Consider the following 15,668-nt stretch of genomic DNA (forward strand, 5'->3'; position numbering starts at 1 on the left):
AGGGTTAACGGCCGTTTCGGGTTATCTTTGAGGGCTGGATGTGGGAATTTGGTTAAAGACGCCGCGGTTCAGCTCAGATAGTTGAACAGCGACAGCGAGGTGAGCTTGGAAAAGCTCGCCTGGGTCGCCTGCAGAACGGTCATCGTCTTCTGGAGCTCGATCACCGCGGCGGTGACGTCGGTGTCCTCCAGCGAGCTGCGCGTCTCCTCGCGCGCCGCACCGGCGTTGGTGAGGCGCTGCTGCTCGAGATCGAGCCGGGCGCCGCGCGCGCCGAGCGAGGCGCGGGCATTGCCGACCGAATCGAGCGCGGTCTTGAGGTCGTCGATCGCGGTGCCGGCATCGCCGCCGGTCTTGAGCGAGGCGGACAGGTCCTGGAGGACCTTGAACATGTCGGTGGTGGTGCCGTCCGCCTTGGGCAGGTTGTCGAACACCTCCTCGCCGGTGATCGTCGCGCGCAGGCTCGAGCCTTCGCCGATCGGGATCGCGCCCGGCGTGCCGGTGCCGGCGTAGCTGATCGTGCCATCCGCCGCCTGGGTGTAGGCGGTGTCGCCGCTCGCGCCGCCGAACAGCGGAGCGCCGCTGGTGTCGCGGGTGTTCACCAGCTTCAAAAGATCCTCGATCATCGCATCGAGCGCGGAGGCGATGGTTGTCTTCTGATCGGCGGGCAGCGCGCCGCTGTTGGCCTGGATCGCCAGCTCGCGCGCCTGCTGGAGCTGCTCCTCGATGTCGCCGAGCGTTGCGTCGGAGGCGCTGAGCAGGGTGCTCGCCAGCGTCACGTTCTTGGCGTTCTGGGTTGCATCGGCGCCGGTACGGGTGACGTTCGACAGCTGGCGATAGGCGACCGCGTCGCTCGACGGCGCGGTGAGCCTCTTGCCGGTCGAGATCTGCGTCTGCAGCTCTCCGGCCCGCTCGCTGAGCGTGCCGAGGGTGGCGGTGGCCTGGTTGTAGAAGAGGCTGGAGGCGATGCGCATGGAAAGGGTCCTCAGCGGATATCGAGGATGGTCTGGAGCGTTTCGCGCGCGACCTGGATGATGCGGCTCGACGCCTGATAGGCCTGCTGGAAGCGGATCAGCTCGACCGCGCTCTCGTCGAGATCGACGCCGGCCGCCGAATCGCGCGCGGCGACCGCGGCGTCGCGGATCGAGTTCTGCGCCGCGGCGACGTTCTTGCGCGCGGCGAGGGCGGCGGCGTTGGTGGTGATGGTATCGGACAGCCCCGCCTCGAACGCGCCGTCGGTGCGCAGCGTCGCGAGGTTCTGGAGATTGGAGTTGCCGCGCGTGCCCTCGCCCGGCGCCGCGGCGGCGATGCCGCGCGGGTCGGTCAGAACCAGCGCGATCTCGGTCGGCGGATCGCCCGCGGCGAACATCGGCGAGCCGGCGGCGCCGTCGAGGTCCTGGCCGCTCGCCTGCACCGCATTCACTCCGTCGACGAAGCGCGTGGCGAGATCGTTCAGCGCGTCGCGCGCGTCGACAAGCCGTTGCGCCCCTTCGGTGATGCCGGCGAAGGCGCCGCCCTGCGCCGGGATGATCGTCGCGGTGGCGCCGCGGTGGAGCTGGAACTGCGCGGCGCCGGTGGCGCTCATCGCGAAGCTGACCTGGCTGGCGCCGGCCGCGTCGACCAGCACCGGTCCGGACGCGCCGCCGGCGCGGACGATCGCGCGACTCTGGGCGTCGAAGGTGACGTCGATGTCGACCAGCGCGCTCATGCTCTCGAGCAGGCGGTCGCGCTGGTCGAGCATCGACATCTGCATCGCCGAACCGGCATCGGCGCGCGAAAGCCCCTGGTTCACCTGATAGAGCTGCTGCGCGAGGTCGTTGAGGTCGCGCGCCGCGTCGCGGCCGGTAAGGCTGAGGTCGCCGATCGCGGTATCGAGCGCGCGGCCGGTGGCGGTGAAGGCATTGGCGAGGGTCGCCGCGCTCTCGACCATCACCCCGCGCGGCGCCACCGCGGCGGGATCGGCGGCGACGCCCTGCGCGGCATTGAAGAAGGCGGTGAGCTGCGCGCCGAGCTCGTTGCCGGTCAGCACCTGCTCGACCCGGTCGAGCCAGACGATGCCGGCTTCGGTCCGCGCGAGATCGGAACCCGACGTGCGCACGTCGGTATTGCGGAACTCGTTCGCCGAACGGGTCAGCGCGGTCGCGAGCGAGCCGTTGCCCGACATGCGCAGGCCCTTGGTCGCGGGGATCTCCTGCACCTGGACCGCGCGGCGCGCATAGCCGGCGGTGCCGACGTTGGCGATGTTCTCCGACGTGGTGCCGAGCGCCGACTGATAGGTGCGGATGCCCGAGGCGCCGATGTAGAGCATGTCGCTCATGTCGTCGTCTCTCCGGTGGGCGACGCTGCCTTGGCGAGGAACTCGGTCATCGCCTTGCCGATGCCGATCGGCGTGTGCGCGGCCATGCTCTCGGCGAGCTGCTGGTCCTGCATGTCGCGGAACTGCTCGCCCGCCTTGTTGTCGAACAGGCCGTCGGCGAGCCTGGCCGAGCGCATCGACTTCAGCATCATGTTGACGAAGATCGCCTCGAAGCGCTCGCCGGCTTTCTCGAGGTTCCCGCGCGAGGCGGTGCGCGACGTGTCGTTGGACACGCCGCCCGCGGTCGAGGCGACGGGGGTGCCGATCGCCGTCACAGTACCACCAGCTCGGCGTTGAGCGCGCCGGCCTCCTTCAAGGCTTCCAGGATCGCGACCAGGTCGGCCGGCGAGGCGCCGATCGCGTTGACCGCCTTGACCACGTCGCTGAGCTTGGGGCCGGGCTCCAGCAGGAACATCGGGCGCTTCTCTTCCTCGACGCCGACCGCGCTCTGGCGCTCCAGCGCGGTCTGGCCGCGGCTGAACGGCGCGGGCTGGCTGATCCGCTGCGTCTCGTCGATGCGGACGGTGAGCTTGCCGTGGGTCACCGCCGCCGGGCTGACGCGCACCGCCGAGTTGATGACGACGGTGCCGGTGCGCGCGTTGACGATCACTCGCGCCGGCGCCTCGGCGGCGGCGACCGGCAGGTTCTCGATCTCGCTCATGAGCGTCGCGCGCACGTCGCTGCCCTGCGGTGCCTGCACCGCGACCGACACGGCATCGACGGCACGGGCGGTGCCCAGGCCGAAGCGGCTGTTGATCGCGCCGGCGACGTTCTGCGCGGTGGTGAAATCGGCGCGGGCGAGGTTGAAGGTCAGCGTCGGCGCGGTGGCGAAGCCGGTGTCGACCGCGCGCTCGACCGTGGCGCCTTCCGGAATGCGGCCCGACGAGGGGATGTTGACGACGATCTTCGAACCGTCCGCGCCTTCCGCGCCGAGGCCGCCGACGGCGAGGTTGCCCTGCGCCATCGCATAGATCTGCCCGTCGGCGCCCTGCAGCGGGGTCAGCACCAGCGTGCCGCCGCGCAGGGACTTGGCCTTGCCCATCGCCGAGACGGTGATGTCGAGCTTCTGCCCCGGCTTGGCGAAGGGCGGCAGCTCGGCCGTCACGATCACCACCGCCGAATTCTTGAGGCTCGGGTTGACGCTCTGCGGCAGCTGGAGGCCGAAGCGCGAGGCGACGCCCTTCATCGACTGGACGGTGTATTCGAGGTTGTCGTCGCCCGTGCCCGGCAACCCGACGACGATGCCGTAGCCGGTGAGCTGGTTGGTACGGATGCCCTGGAAGGCGCCGAGGTCTTTCACACGCTCGGCGTTTGCCGGAGCGGCGATCAACAACGCTGCAAGGGTGGCGAGGATCAGACGAAGCATCGGGTGCATCCTCAGAACGGGCTGATGACCTGGAAGAAGCGGCTCAGCCACCCCTGGCGGCTGGCGCGGGCGACGTCGCCGCGGCCGGTGTAGGCGATGCGGGCATCGGCGACGCGGGTCGACAGCACGCGGTTGTTGACGTCGACATCGGCCGGGCGGACGAGGCCGCGGATCTGGACGAACTCGTCGCCGCGGTTGAGCGTCACCGTCTTCTGGCCCTGCACGACCATGGTGCCGTTGGGCAGCACCTCGGCCACCGTCACGGTGATCTCGCCCGACAGCGCGTTCGACTGGTCGGCGGTGCCGGTGCCGTTGAAGTTGCGCCTCCCGCTGGCGCTGGCGTCGGTCGGGTCGAACAGGTGGAGCGCGCCGGTGCTCGGGCCGGTCAGGCCGAAGCCGCCGCCCGAATCGAGCTTGGAGCCGGCCGACTTCGACGCCGAGGTGCGCTCGACCAGCACGATCGTCAGCGGATCGCCGACCGATCGCGCGCGGGCGCCCTCGTAGAGACCGGCATAGCCGCGGGTCGGCTGGAAGATCGCGCCGTTGGCGGGCTCCGGCGGCCGTATCGGCTGCGGCGGGGTCGCCTGATATTCGGGCGGCGGCACTACCTTCTTCTTGCCGCCGAAGATGCCGGCGTGGGCGGAGGCCGGCGCGAGCATGGCGGCGAAGGCGCCGAGGATGAGGGAAGACCGCATCATCCAGCCTCAGATGTTCTGGTTGACGTATTTGAGCATGTCGTCGGTCGCCGAGATCATCTTCGAATTGACCTCATAGGCGCGCTGGGTCTCGATCATGTCGACCAGCTCCTCGACGACGTTGACGTTGGAGCCTTCGAGCATCCCCTGGCGGATCTGCCCGCGGCCATCCTGTCCGGCGATGCCGAGATTGACCGGGCCCGAGGCGGCGGTCTCGATGACATAGTTGTCGCCGGTCGCCTGCAGCCCCGCCGAATTGGGGAAGCTCGCGACCTGGATCTGGCCGAGCTGGCTCGCCTCGGTCTGGCCGGGCACGGTCGCGGAGACGGTGCCGTCGGTGCCGATGGTGATGTTGGTGGTGCCTTCGGGAATGGTGATGCCCGGCATCACCTGATAGCCCTCGCTGGTCACCAGCAGCCCCTCGGGCGAGCGGGTGAAGTTGCCGGCGCGGCTATAGGCGAGCTGGCCGCCGGGGAGCTGGACCTGGAAATAGCCGTCGCCGTCGAGCGCGAGGTCGAGGCTGTTGCCCGTCGTCTGCATCGACCCCTGGGTGTCGATCCGCGCGGTGCCCTGGATGCGCACGCCGGTGCCGAGGTTGAGCCCGGTCGCGTAGCGCGTCTCCTGGGTGCTGGCGGCGCCGGGGGCGGTGACGATCTGATAGGCCAGCGTCTCGAACGCGGCGCGGTCCTTCTTGAACCCCGTCGTGTTGACGTTGGCGAGGTTGTTCGAGATCACCCGCATCCGGGTGTCCTGCGCGTCGAGCCCGGTGCGGGCGATATGAAGAGCGGCGGACGACATCGCTTATTTCCTTCCTCAGACCGGCATCCGCATCAGCGATGCGGAGCTTTCGTCGAGAGATTTGGCTTCCTTGAGCAGGCTGGCCTGCACTTCGTAGCTGCGCTGGTTCTCGATCATGTCGACCAGCGCCTGCGTCAGGTTGACGTTCGATCCCTCCAGCGCGCCCGACTTGACCCGCGCCTCGGCATCGTCGGGGAGCACGCCGCCGCCCCGGACATGGAGCAGGTTGTCGAGCCCCTTGACGGTGTCCGAACCTTCGGCGCTGGCGAGCCTGATCTTGTCGATCTCCTGCGGCGCCTGGCCGGGCTCGGCGCCCAAGGGCACGATCGAGAGCGTGCCGTCCTCGCCGATGATCACCTTGTCGGCGGGCGGCACGGTGATGGGGCCCCCCGACCCCATCACCGGGAAACCGTCGCCGGTCTCCAGCACGCCCGAGGCGTTGATGCGAAGATCGCCGCGCCGGGTGTAGGCTTCGCTGCCGTCGGGCGCCTGCACCGCGATCCACGCGGTGCCGGTGACGGCGACGTCGAGCGGGTTGCCGGTGTCCTGGATCGCGCCGCCGCTCCTGTCGGCGTCGCGCACCTCCTCGCCGGTCGGTGCGCGCGATTCGAACCCGCCGCCGCCTTTCAGCATCATCGTCTCAAAGGCGACGCGATCGGCGCGATAGCCGGTGGTCGAGGCGTTCGCGATGTTGTTCGCGATCGCCGCCTGCGCCGCCATCTGGCCCTTGAGCCCCGACAATGCAGTGTAGACCAGCCGGTCCATCGTTCAGCCTTTCCCGAGCCGCCTCTGGTTACGAACGGATGTTGAAGATGGCCTGCGAGATCTGGCTCGACGTATCGAGCGCCTTCGCATTGGCCTGGAAGTTGCGCTGGGCCGCGATCAGGTTGACCAGCTCCTCGGTGATGTCGACGTTCGAGCGCTCGATCGCGCCCGACATCAGCGCGCCGAAGCCGTCGGCGCCGGGCTGACCCATGCGCGGGTCGCCCGAGAGGCCGGTCGGCGACCAATAGCTGTTGCCGAGCTGGCGCAACCCCGAGGGATTGGCGAAGTTGGCCAGCGCGACCATGCCGAGCGCCTGGCTGTCGCCGTTCGAGAAGGTGGCGCGGACCATGCCGTTCTCGTCGACGCTGAGCCCTTCGAGCTTGCCGACCGCGGCGCCGTCCTGGCTCTGCGCGACCAGGTCGAACGGCTGGGCGAGCTGGGTGGTGGCGCTGCCGAAGTCGAGCGAGATCGTCTGCGGCTTGGCCGCCCCGGTCGGGGTGAACTCGCCGAAGGTGGTGGCGCCGGTCGGCGCCGTCAGCGCGCCGGTGTCGTCGAAGCTCAGCGTGATCGGGTTGGCGCCCGCCGTGCCGGCATCGGCGTCGAGCTGCTGGTCGCCGACGAAGCTGTAGACCTTCCAGGTGCTCGGTCCCAATGGCGCGACCGTCGCCGGCGGCACCACGGCGGGGGCGGTCTCGCGGACGAAATAGCTGGTCATCGTCATCGCGTTGCCGTCGGTGTCGTACACCGTGGTCTGCGTCGAATTATTGTAGGTCGCCGGATTGAAGCGATCGAAAGCATAGGGATTGGCGGCGTCGAACACCGGGTTGCTCGAGGGCACCGACGCGTTTCCCGACAGGTTGAGCGACTGGCTGACCGCGCCGGTCGCCTTGGGCGTGCCGCTGAAGGCCGGGACGCGAAGGCTCACCGTCGAGCCGGCGCCGGTTGCCACCACCGTGCCAGAGCCGTCGACCGGATAGACCTGGAGATGGCCGCCGTTCGCGTCGACGACATAGCGGTCGGGATCGACCATGAAGCCGCCGTTGCGGGTGTAGTTGACCTTGCTGCCCTCGAGGTCGGGCTTGACCACGAAGAGGCCGTCGCCGGAGACCGCGAGGTCGAGCGAGGATTCGGACTGGACGAGCCCGCCCTGGCTGAATTCCTGGCGGATCGCCTTCACCACCGAGCCCGATCCGACCATCTGGTTCGGATTGACCGACACGCTCGACGCGATGACGTCGGCGAACTCGGTGCGGCTCTTCTTGAAGCCGTTGGTCGAGACGTTGGCGAGGTTGTGCGAGATGGTCGACATCTCGGTCTGCGAACCCTTGAGCCCGCTGAGCGACGTGTAGAAGGACATGGAACTTGCTCCCTTGAAGGTTCTTGGGTTCAGCCGACCTGACGGACGGCGGAGACGGGGACCTGGCCGACGCCGGGCAGCGACAGCACCGGCTCCCCGGTCGACGGAATCGAGACCGACGCGACCGGCGCCCACACCAAGGTGCGGCTGGCGACCTGAGTGGTGCCGTTGCGGGCGGTGGCGGTGATGGTGAACGGGCCGTCGCCGGCCTCGCTGCCGGTATCGGTGCTGCCGTCCCAGTCGAAATCGACCGTGCCCTTCTTCTGGGCGCCGAGGTCGACCGACTTCAGGACCTTGCCGTCCTTGTCGGCGATGGTGAGGATGACGCCGCTCGCATCCCCGTCGAGCTCGACCTGGCCGGCGAAGCCGCCCGCGGTGCGCGGGTAGGCGACCGACCCTTCGGTCAGCACGGTCTTGCCGACATAGGCCATCGCGTCGCTGGCCGAGGTCGCATTGAGCTTGTCGGCGATAGACTTCAGCGTGGTCGACATCTCGGTGATGCCGGCGAGGCTGGAGAATTGCGCCATCTGCGCGACCATCTGGGTGTTGTCGACCGGATCGAACGGATCCTGGTTCTGCATCTGCGCGGTCATCAGCTTCAGGAAGTCGGCCTGGCCGAGCGTCGTGTTCGCCGACGAGGCGGGCTGGACCGGCGTGCCCGAATTGGTGCGCGGGATGCCGAGCGCGTCGAGCGTGGAATCGAAGGAAGAGGCCATGGTCAGCGTCCCAGCTTGAGGGTGTCGACGATCAGCGACTTGGCGGTCTGCATGACCTCGACGTTGTTCTGGTAGGTCCGCGCGGCCTCGAGCATGTCGACCAGCTCGCGCGTCTCGTCGACCGCATTCTCCCAGACGTTGCCGTCCTGGTCGGCCATCGGGTTGCCGGGATCGTAGCGCTTGGTCGGCGCCTCGCCGGCGGTGACGACCTGCTCGACGTTGACCGTCGCCATGCCGCTCGCCTGGTCGAACTGGGTGCGGAACACCGGCTTCATCGTCCGGTAGGCCGCGTCCGGCGTGGAAGCGACGCCGCCGGCGTTGGCGAGGTTCGACGCGGTGGTGTTCATCCGCACCAGCTGTGCGCTCATCGCGCGGCCGGCGACCTGGAAGATGGTCATGGGATTGTCGGCCATCGTCACTCGCCCTTCAGCGCGCGGGTGATCTGGCCGATGCGGCCATTGAGGAATGACAGCGTCGTCTGATAGGCGATCGCGTTCTCGGCGAAGGCGGTCTGCTCGGTGGCGAGCTCGACGGTGTTGCCGTCCATGCTCATCTGCAGCGGGAGGCGGTATTTGGTCGCCGCCCCGATGCCGCTGTCGACCTGCCCGCTCTCGGCCGAGTGCAGCGCCTCGGCGAAGTCGATGTCCTTCGCCTTGTAACCGGGCGTCGAGGCGTTCGCGATGTTCGACGCGAGCACGCCCATCCGCTGCGAGCGCACCTCGAGCGCCACGCCGTGGACGCCGAACAGGCTGTCGTTGCTCATCTCGTCGGTCTCCCGCACTTGTTCGCGAGCAGCTCTGCAATGGCCGTGCCAAATCGGCGTGGGCGCCGCTTTTACCGGCGGAGGAAGAGCGGAGCGGCAAGGATTTGCCGGTGGCGGCAAGTGATTGCCGGCTGCGCGACCCTCGAATTCCACTGTCACCCCGGACTTGTTCCGGGGTCCACCGTGCCACCTTCCCGTGGCGTGGAGGCGCGCCGAGACGTGGATGCCGGAACAAGTCCGGCATGACGGCGAAGGGAACGGAATTGGCCCCGCCCTTGCAACGCGTGAGGGTGATGATGCTGCATTCACTCCCCTCGCTCGACAGCTTCGCCGATCCCGCCGCGTTGGCGATCGTCGGCGGCGGCACGCTGCTGGCGCTCGTCCTGCGCACGCCCGGGCGCGACCTGCTACGTGGGTTCGCTGCGCTCGGCACGCTGTGGCGCAGGCCCTTTCAGGCCGACGCGCTGCTGACGCAGATCGACGCGCTCTCGCGCATCTCGGCGCGGCATGGCGTGATTCGGCTCGATCGGACCGTCATCGCCGATCCGGACGTCGCCGCGGCCGTCGGCCGCATCGTCGATGGCGCAGGCGGCGAGGAGGTCACGGCACTGCTCGACCAGCGCCGCGCCGCGCGTGCCGAACGGCATCGCGCCGCGATCGATCTATGGTCGGCGGCGGCCGAAATCTTCCCGGCGATGGGCATGGTCGGCACGCTGATCGGGTTGGTCAGGATGTTCGCCGGCATGACCGATCCCGCGACCATCGGCGGATCGATGGCGGTGGCGGTGCTGGCGACCCTCTATGGCGCGCTCGCCGCCAATCTGGGGGCGATGCCGGTCGCGGCGCGTCTCGAACGCCTCGCCCGCGCCGAGCTGGTCGAACGCGCACGCCTGATACAGCCCCTCGCCGCACTCGCCGAGCGCGAGCGCCCGCGCGTCAGGAGGGGTGCGGCGTGACCGACCTTCCTGCTGACGATCCCTTCGAGCAAGGCGCGCGCCGGCCGCTGTGGCTGATCACGCTCGCCGATCTCATGTTGCTGCTGGTCGGCTTCTTCGTCTTCCTCCAGGCCAACCCCGCGCTCGACGGGCGCGCGATCGCCGAGGGGCTGCGTCAGGGCTTCGATGCCGAGCAGGCCGCGCCGATGCCGGTCGACGCCGGCGTGATCGCGGGGTTCGCGCCCGGATCGGCCGCACTTCCCTCCAACGACGCGCTCGCATGGGCGCGGGGGTCGGCACGCGACCCACGCACGGTGCTGCGCGTGATCGGCGGCACCGACGGCACCGCCGCCGACGTCGATCGCGCGACCGGCAGCGCCGCGATCCTCGCCGCCGACCGCGCCCGCGCCGCCGCCGCGCTGCTCGCCCGCGCGGTGCCGGCCGACCGCCTGACCATCGAGACCCGCCCCGGCGCCGGCCGCGCCGTCCAGCTCCAGATCGGTTTCGCAGGAGACCTCAAATGATCCGTCCGCTCATTCTCGCGATCGCGCTGGCGCCGCTGCCTGCGGCCGGTCAGACGCTCCGCTTCCAGGACACGACCGCGATCGACGTCGCCGTCGCCGCCTTTACCGGCCACGCCGTCGGCGAGGAAGGCGGCGCGCGCGCTGCCGTCGACAAGCGCCTCAGGCTCGCCGCCTGTCCGCTGCCCAAACTCGACTGGCGCGGCAGCTATCAGGATTCGGTGGTCGTCACCTGCGACGCGCCGAGGTGGCGCATCTATGTGCCGATGGTCACGCCGCCCCACGCCAAGCCGATGGTCGCGGCCGCCGCGCCGGTCGCGCCCGCGCCCCGGCCCGAGCCGGTGATCCGACGCGGCGACGCGGTGACGCTCGAGGTCGGCGCGCCGGGCTTCTCGATCACCCGCGACGGCGTGGCGATGGGCGATGCGCCGGCCGGCGGCCGGGTGGCGATCAAAGTCGATCCGGCCAAGCCGCCGGTGCAGGCGGTCGCGGTCGAGGCCGGCCGCGCGACGCTGCCCGGCTGGGCACAATAAAAATGCTTAAACTTGCTGCCGGCCGGCCGTTTGATCGTCTGAAGAGATTGTTCGAGGACGTGAGCCATGGTGGATCCGATCGGGTCCAAGCCCAGCGTACCGATCGACCGGCGCATCGCGCCGGTGGCATCGGCCGCGCCCGTATCCGCGTCCCAGCCGGCGGCGCAGGACGTGGCGGTGCGCGCCGATCCCTCGACGCTGCGCGCGCTGGCGCAGCCGCTCGCGGCGACGCCGCCGGTCGATGCTGAGCGGGTCGCCAAGGTGCGCAAGGCGATCCAGGACGGCAGCTTTCCGCTGCTGCCCGCCACGGTCGCCGACCGGCTGCTGGCGCTGCGGCTGCAATGGTCCCCGGAAGGAGGCAGCGATGAGCCGTCGTGACGCGCTGGTCCGCGTGATCGAGGCGCTCCATGCCGAGATCGCCGCGCTCAAGGCCAACGACATCGACGCGCTCGAGGCGGCGACCGGCGCCAAGCTCAAGGGTATCGACGCCGTCGCAGCGGCCAGGGAGCCGTCGACGCCCGAGATCGAGGAGCTCGCGCGCGAGGCGCACCGGCTCAACGAGACCTGCCGCGTCTACGTCAACCTGATGGCGGCAAACGTCCGCCGCCGCCTGCAAGTTCTTGCCGGTGCGCCGGCGCAATCCTATCGGCCGCTAGGCGGGGCAGCCATCGCCTAACCTCTCTCCGTCCGCCCTGAGCTTGTCGGAGGGCCGTTTTTTCCAGAGACTATCCTAACCGCGTCCGTGCTCCTGCGAAGGCAGGAGCACGATCCCACCTCGTCTCTGTCATCCCAAAATCTTGGCACGCTCCTTGCTGAATGTTCCGGTAACCATGGGACTTCAGGCAAGAGCTCGATGAGCATAAACTCGATCCAGCGCCTCGGCGGTGTCCAGAATGCGATCGCCGTCGCCAGCGAACGCACCGGCATCGACTTCAATTATCTGCTGGGCCAGGCCCAGGTCGAAAGCGGCCTGCGCGCCAATGCTCGCGCCGGCACCTCCAGCGCGAGCGGGCTCTACCAGTTCATCGAGCAGAGCTGGCTCGGCGTGGTCAAGGAACATGGCGCCGAGCACGGCCTCGGCTGGGCGGCCGACGCGATCAAGCAGACCGGCAGCGGCCGCTTCGTGGTGAGCGATCCCGCCGCGCGCCGTGCGATCCTCGACCTGCGCAACGATCCCGCCGCCGCCTCGCTGATGGCGGCCGAGCACGCCAGCGACAACAAGGACGCGCTGGAGGCAAGCCTCGGCCGGACGGCGACCGGCACCGACCTCTATATGGCGCACTTCCTCGGGATCGGCGGCGCCAGGAAGTTCCTCTCCGCGATGGATGCCAATTCCGGCCGCAGCGCCGCCTCGCTGTTCCCGGCGGCGGCGCGCGCCAACCGCAATGTCTTCTACACCGCCGACGGCCGCGCCCGCTCGCTGGGCGAGGTCTATCAGCGCTTCGCCGCCAAGCTCGACAAGGGCGCGGCGGCAAGCGGTGGCACGGGCCTCGCCTCCGACGCGCTCGACGCGACGTACCCTCACGTCGAGGTGGTGCTCGGCACCGGCGCCGCCAACGGCGACCGTGAATGGCTGGCGAGCACGCTCGACCGGCTCAAGGCCGCCCAGCCCGCCACCGCGGACGGCTCGCTGCTCCGTCCCAATCCGGAGAATGCGCGGCTCGCCTATCTGATGCTCGCGAGCCTGGGCGGCTGAGCGATGGCGACGCTTCCCTTCCTGCCGGCCCGCATCGGGCCGACGGCCAAGAGCTTCGCGCTGCCGCTGGCGATGCTGACCCTGGTCGCGCTGATGGTGGTGCCGATCCCGGCGGCGCTGCTCGACGTGTTCTTCGTCACCAACATCATGATCAGCCTCGCCGTGCTGATGGTCGCCCTCAACGCGCAGAAGCCGCTCGACTTCTCCGCCTTCCCGACCGTTCTCCTGTTCGCGACGCTGTTTCGCCTCGGTCTCAACGTCGCCTCGACCCGCGTCGTGCTGGTCCATGGCCATGAGGGCGAGGCGGCCGCCGGCCACGTCATCGAATCCTTCGGCACCTTCCTGATCGGCGGCGACTATGTCGTCGGCCTGTTCGTGTTCGCGATCCTGATCATCATCAACCTGATGGTGGTGACCAAGGGCGCCGGCCGCGTCTCGGAGGTCTCCGCCCGCTTCACCCTGGATGCCCTCCCCGGCAAGCAGATGGCGATCGACGCCGACCTCAACGCCGGCCTGATCACCCCCGACGAGGCGCGCGCGCGCCGGGTCGAGGTCGCGACCGAGGCCGATTTCTACGGCGCGATGGACGGCTCGTCGAAGTTCGTGAAGGGCGACGCGCTCGCCGGCCTGCTGATCCTCGCGGTCAACATCGTCGGCGGGCTGATCCTCGGCACGCTGAGCCACGGGCTCGGCGTCAAGGAAGCGGCGCAGACCTATGTGCTGCTCGCGATCGGCGACGCGCTGGTGGCGCAGCTTCCCTCGCTGATGCTATCGATCGCGGCGGCGGCGATCGTGACCCGCGTCACCTCGACCGACGACCTCGCCGGCCAGATCGGCAGCCAGTTCAGCAGCCACAAGACCTGGACGCCGGTCGCGGCGATCCTCGCCATCCTCGGCGCGATCCCGGGGATGCCGCATTTCGTGATCCTGCCCGCGGCGGCCGCCGCCGGCTTCGCCGCCTGGCGCCTCCGGAAGGCTGCCGCGCGTCCGGCTCCGATCGTCGAGGCACCGGCCGAGCCGCAGGACCTCTCCAAGATCGGCTGGGACGAAGTCACCGACACCATGCAGGTGATGCTCGACATCGGCTACGGGCTGGTGCCGCTGGTCGACGAGCGCAAGGGCGCGCCGCTGATGGGCCGCATCACCGGCGTGCGGCGCCAGCTCTCCAAGGAGCTGGGCTTCGTCGTGCCGCAGGTGCGCGTGCGCGACGACATCAACCTGGCGCCCTATACCTACCGCATCCTCGTCAACGGCGTGATCGTCGGCGAGGACCAGGCCTCGCCCGACGAGATGCTGGCGCTCGACACCGGCCAGGCGGTCGGCACCATCCCCGGCAAGAAGGTCAAGGACCCGACCTTCGGGCTCGACGCGATCTGGATCTCCCAGGCCGACGCCGACGCGGCGACCGGCGCCGGCTATCTGGTGGTCGACGCCGGCACGGTGATCGCGACCCACCTCAACCAGAATCTGCTCGCCCATGCCTCCGAGCTGCTCGGGCCCGACGAGGTCCAGTCGCTGCTCGACGGCCTCAAGGAGCGCGCGGCCGCGCTGGTGGCGGCGCTGTGCCCGCAGCCGGTGCCGCTCACCACGCTGACATTGGTGCTGCGCGGGCTGCTCGCCGAGGGCATCCCCCTGAAGGAGTTCCGCCGCATCGCCGCCGCGATCGCCGTCGCCGCGCAGCGCACCGCCGATGCGGAGGAGCTGATCGAGCTGATCCGGCCCGAGCTCGGCGGGCTCATCATCCAGAAATTGTGCGGCGTGCGCGAGCCGCTGCGGGTGATGACGCTCGAGGGCCAGCTCGAGGCGCTGCTCGGCCAGGCGGTCCGCTCCGATCCCGCCCGCCGCCATACGATCGAGCCCGACCTCGGCCGCCGCATCGTCGACGCGATGCAGCGCGCGGCCCAGCCGCTGATGGCCGAGGCCAAGCCGTTCGCCCTCGTCGTCCAGCCGGCGATCCGCATCGCGATGCGCAAGCTGGTCAAGTCAGTGCTGCCCGACACGCCGGTGATGAGCTTCTTCGAGGTCCCCGAGGACAAGGCGGTCGAGGTCGTCGCCGTGATCGGCGCGCCGGAGGCGCTGCCGGCATGACGATGCCCGCCCGCATCCGGCCCGATCCGGCCAAGCCGCTCACCTACGCCCCCACCCCGGCGCGCGACGTCGAGGGGCTGGTCCGCAAGCACCTGCCGATGGTGCGCCGCATCGCCTGGCACGTCCACGGCAGCATGAGCACGATCGTCGACATCGAGGATCTCGTCCAGGTCGGCCTGGTCGCGCTGGTCGAGGCGGTCGGCAGCTTCGAGGAGCGCGGCGCCGTCACCTTCGAGCAGTATCTGCTGACCCGCCTGCGCGGGAGCATGATCGACGAGCTCCGCCGCCAGGCGACGCTGACCCGCGGCGCGATGCGGCGGCGGCGGGCATACAATGACGCGGTGGCCGGGCTCGTGGAAGCGAACGGCCGCCAACCTACGGACGGCGAGGTGGCGGAGAAGCTCGGCGTCACCGTCGACAAGCTGCGCACCGATTATGCCACCGCGGAGGCGGTTCGCTTCGATCCGATCGACGACGTCTATTCGGACGAGGGCCCGTGGTTCATGTCCGACGAGCCTTCCGCCTTCGACCAGCTCGCCGAGACCGACCAGCGCGATGCGCTCGCCGCCGCGATCGCCGAGCTGCCCGAACGCGAGCAGATCGTCGTCCAGCTCTATTATGTCGAGGAGATGAACCTCGAGGAGATCGGCCAGGTGCTCGGCGTCGGCGCCGCGCGCGTCTGCCAGATCAAGGCGGCCGCGCACGCTCGGCTGAAGAAGGCGCTGGCCAGGCGATTGGGCTTGAGCAGTTAGGTCGATTCCCATCCCCGTTCGCCCTGAGCTTGTCGAAGGTCCTTACTTTCCTTCGCTGGGATGAAGACAGCCCTTCGACAAGCTCAGGGTGAACGCGAAAGGGTGATCCCCGCCGGCCCGGCGGGCTTGTCGTGTCGCCGATGCGGCGATCTCCGGACGGACTCTGCGATCTGTGACGGACCGACCATAGCCTCGTTCAGACAACCCGTTCGTGTCTCTTCATCGATTTGGGTTTGCCCGTGTCCGGACCATGAGAAAGCCCCGGCGGCCGCCCGGCCGTCGGGGCTTCTCGATATGCGGGAACATGTCGCTTCCCGGCGCCCTGAAGGG

The 15,668-nt window shown here is 69.5% G+C and carries 19 protein-coding genes; 8 read left to right on the forward strand and 11 right to left on the reverse strand.

The features are described 5' to 3' along the window. Positions 1 to 68: 68 nt before the first annotated feature. Genes flgL through flgB form a run of 11 tightly spaced genes read right to left on the reverse strand, consistent with a single transcriptional unit; the run spans position 69 to position 8,813 of the window. Positions 69 to 971, reverse strand: a complete 903-nt coding sequence (gene flgL, locus ACMGER_RS02785; RefSeq protein ID WP_436810597.1) for a flagellar hook-associated protein FlgL — start codon at positions 969 to 971, stop codon at positions 69 to 71. A gap of 11 nt (positions 972 to 982) precedes the next feature. Then, positions 983 to 2,314: a flagellar hook-associated protein FlgK gene (gene flgK, locus ACMGER_RS02790; protein ID WP_436810598.1), complete on the reverse strand. Its 1,332-nt coding sequence runs from the start codon at positions 2,312 to 2,314 to the stop codon at positions 983 to 985. Continuing rightward, positions 2,311 to 2,628 (reverse strand): rod-binding protein, encoded by a 318-nt coding sequence (locus tag ACMGER_RS02795; RefSeq protein WP_436810599.1) that lies wholly within the window; start codon positions 2,626 to 2,628, stop codon positions 2,311 to 2,313. Before ACMGER_RS02795 ends, flgK begins: the two co-directional genes overlap by 4 nt. Next, complete coding sequence (locus ACMGER_RS02800) at positions 2,625 to 3,719, reverse strand: flagellar basal body P-ring protein FlgI (protein ID WP_436810600.1); 1,095 nt, start codon at positions 3,717 to 3,719, stop codon at positions 2,625 to 2,627. Before ACMGER_RS02800 ends, ACMGER_RS02795 begins: the two co-directional genes overlap by 4 nt. An 11-nt stretch (positions 3,720 to 3,730) precedes the next feature. After that, on the reverse strand, positions 3,731 to 4,414 hold the full coding sequence (locus tag ACMGER_RS02805; RefSeq protein WP_436810601.1) for a flagellar basal body L-ring protein FlgH: 684 nt from the start codon (positions 4,412 to 4,414) through the stop codon (positions 3,731 to 3,733). Positions 4,415 to 4,423: 9 nt separating this feature from the next. Then, positions 4,424 to 5,212 carry a flagellar basal-body rod protein FlgG gene (gene flgG, locus ACMGER_RS02810; protein ID WP_436810602.1) on the reverse strand — a complete coding sequence of 263 codons (789 nt, stop codon included), beginning with the start codon at positions 5,210 to 5,212 and terminating at the stop codon, positions 4,424 to 4,426. Positions 5,213 to 5,227: 15 nt separating this feature from the next. Next, positions 5,228 to 5,977 (reverse strand): flagellar basal-body rod protein FlgF, encoded by a 750-nt coding sequence (gene flgF, locus ACMGER_RS02815; protein ID WP_436810603.1) that lies wholly within the window; start codon positions 5,975 to 5,977, stop codon positions 5,228 to 5,230. A gap of 28 nt (positions 5,978 to 6,005) precedes the next feature. Then, the gene (locus ACMGER_RS02820; RefSeq protein WP_436810604.1) at positions 6,006 to 7,334 is read right to left on the reverse strand and encodes a flagellar hook protein FlgE; all 1,329 of its coding nucleotides are present in this window, start codon (positions 7,332 to 7,334) and stop codon (positions 6,006 to 6,008) included. A 29-nt stretch (positions 7,335 to 7,363) separates the two neighbouring features. Further along, on the reverse strand, positions 7,364 to 8,050 hold the full coding sequence (locus ACMGER_RS02825; protein WP_436810605.1) for a flagellar hook assembly protein FlgD: 687 nt from the start codon (positions 8,048 to 8,050) through the stop codon (positions 7,364 to 7,366). A gap of 2 nt (positions 8,051 to 8,052) precedes the next feature. Next, positions 8,053 to 8,463, reverse strand: coding sequence for a flagellar basal body rod protein FlgC (gene flgC, locus ACMGER_RS02830; RefSeq protein ID WP_436810606.1), 411 nt, complete (start codon positions 8,461 to 8,463; stop codon positions 8,053 to 8,055). Positions 8,464 to 8,465: 2 nt separating this feature from the next. Then, entirely contained in the window at positions 8,466 to 8,813 is a 348-nt protein-coding gene (gene flgB / locus ACMGER_RS02835; protein ID WP_436810607.1) for a flagellar basal body rod protein FlgB, read from the reverse strand. Positions 8,814 to 9,109: 296 nt separating this feature from the next. Here flgB and ACMGER_RS02840 point away from each other — a divergent pair, with 296 nt between their 5' ends. From ACMGER_RS02840 to ACMGER_RS02875, 8 genes are all read left to right on the forward strand, one after another. Next, the gene (locus tag ACMGER_RS02840; RefSeq protein ID WP_436810608.1) at positions 9,110 to 9,769 is read left to right on the forward strand and encodes a motility protein A; all 660 of its coding nucleotides are present in this window, start codon (positions 9,110 to 9,112) and stop codon (positions 9,767 to 9,769) included. After that, positions 9,766 to 10,272: a flagellar motor protein MotB gene (locus ACMGER_RS02845; protein ID WP_436810609.1), complete on the forward strand. Its 507-nt coding sequence runs from the start codon at positions 9,766 to 9,768 to the stop codon at positions 10,270 to 10,272. The genes ACMGER_RS02840 and ACMGER_RS02845 overlap by 4 nt, the downstream gene beginning before the upstream one ends. Next, a complete protein-coding gene (locus ACMGER_RS02850; RefSeq protein ID WP_436810610.1) occupies positions 10,269 to 10,802 on the forward strand; it encodes a flagella basal body P-ring formation protein FlgA in 534 nt (177 codons plus the stop codon). The genes ACMGER_RS02845 and ACMGER_RS02850 overlap by 4 nt, the downstream gene beginning before the upstream one ends. Positions 10,803 to 10,868: 66 nt before the next feature. Then, entirely contained in the window at positions 10,869 to 11,180 is a 312-nt protein-coding gene (flgM, locus tag ACMGER_RS02855; RefSeq protein ID WP_436810611.1) for a flagellar biosynthesis anti-sigma factor FlgM, read from the forward strand. Continuing rightward, the gene (locus ACMGER_RS02860) at positions 11,167 to 11,478 is read left to right on the forward strand and encodes a flagellar protein FlgN (RefSeq protein WP_436810612.1); all 312 of its coding nucleotides are present in this window, start codon (positions 11,167 to 11,169) and stop codon (positions 11,476 to 11,478) included. The genes flgM and ACMGER_RS02860 overlap by 14 nt, the downstream gene beginning before the upstream one ends. Before the next feature lie 177 nt (positions 11,479 to 11,655). Next, positions 11,656 to 12,498 carry a lytic transglycosylase domain-containing protein gene (locus tag ACMGER_RS02865; protein WP_436810613.1) on the forward strand — a complete coding sequence of 281 codons (843 nt, stop codon included), beginning with the start codon at positions 11,656 to 11,658 and terminating at the stop codon, positions 12,496 to 12,498. Positions 12,499 to 12,501: 3 nt separating this feature from the next. Continuing rightward, positions 12,502 to 14,586: a flagellar biosynthesis protein FlhA gene (gene flhA / locus ACMGER_RS02870; RefSeq protein ID WP_436810614.1), complete on the forward strand. Its 2,085-nt coding sequence runs from the start codon at positions 12,502 to 12,504 to the stop codon at positions 14,584 to 14,586. Further along, a complete protein-coding gene (locus tag ACMGER_RS02875) occupies positions 14,583 to 15,338 on the forward strand; it encodes a sigma-70 family RNA polymerase sigma factor (RefSeq protein ID WP_436810615.1) in 756 nt (251 codons plus the stop codon). Before flhA ends, ACMGER_RS02875 begins: the two co-directional genes overlap by 4 nt. Positions 15,339 to 15,668: the final 330 nt, after the last annotated feature.

It is taken from the genome of Sphingomonas astragali (assembly GCF_051400615.1).
GTDB lineage: Bacteria > Pseudomonadota > Alphaproteobacteria > Sphingomonadales > Sphingomonadaceae > Sphingomonas.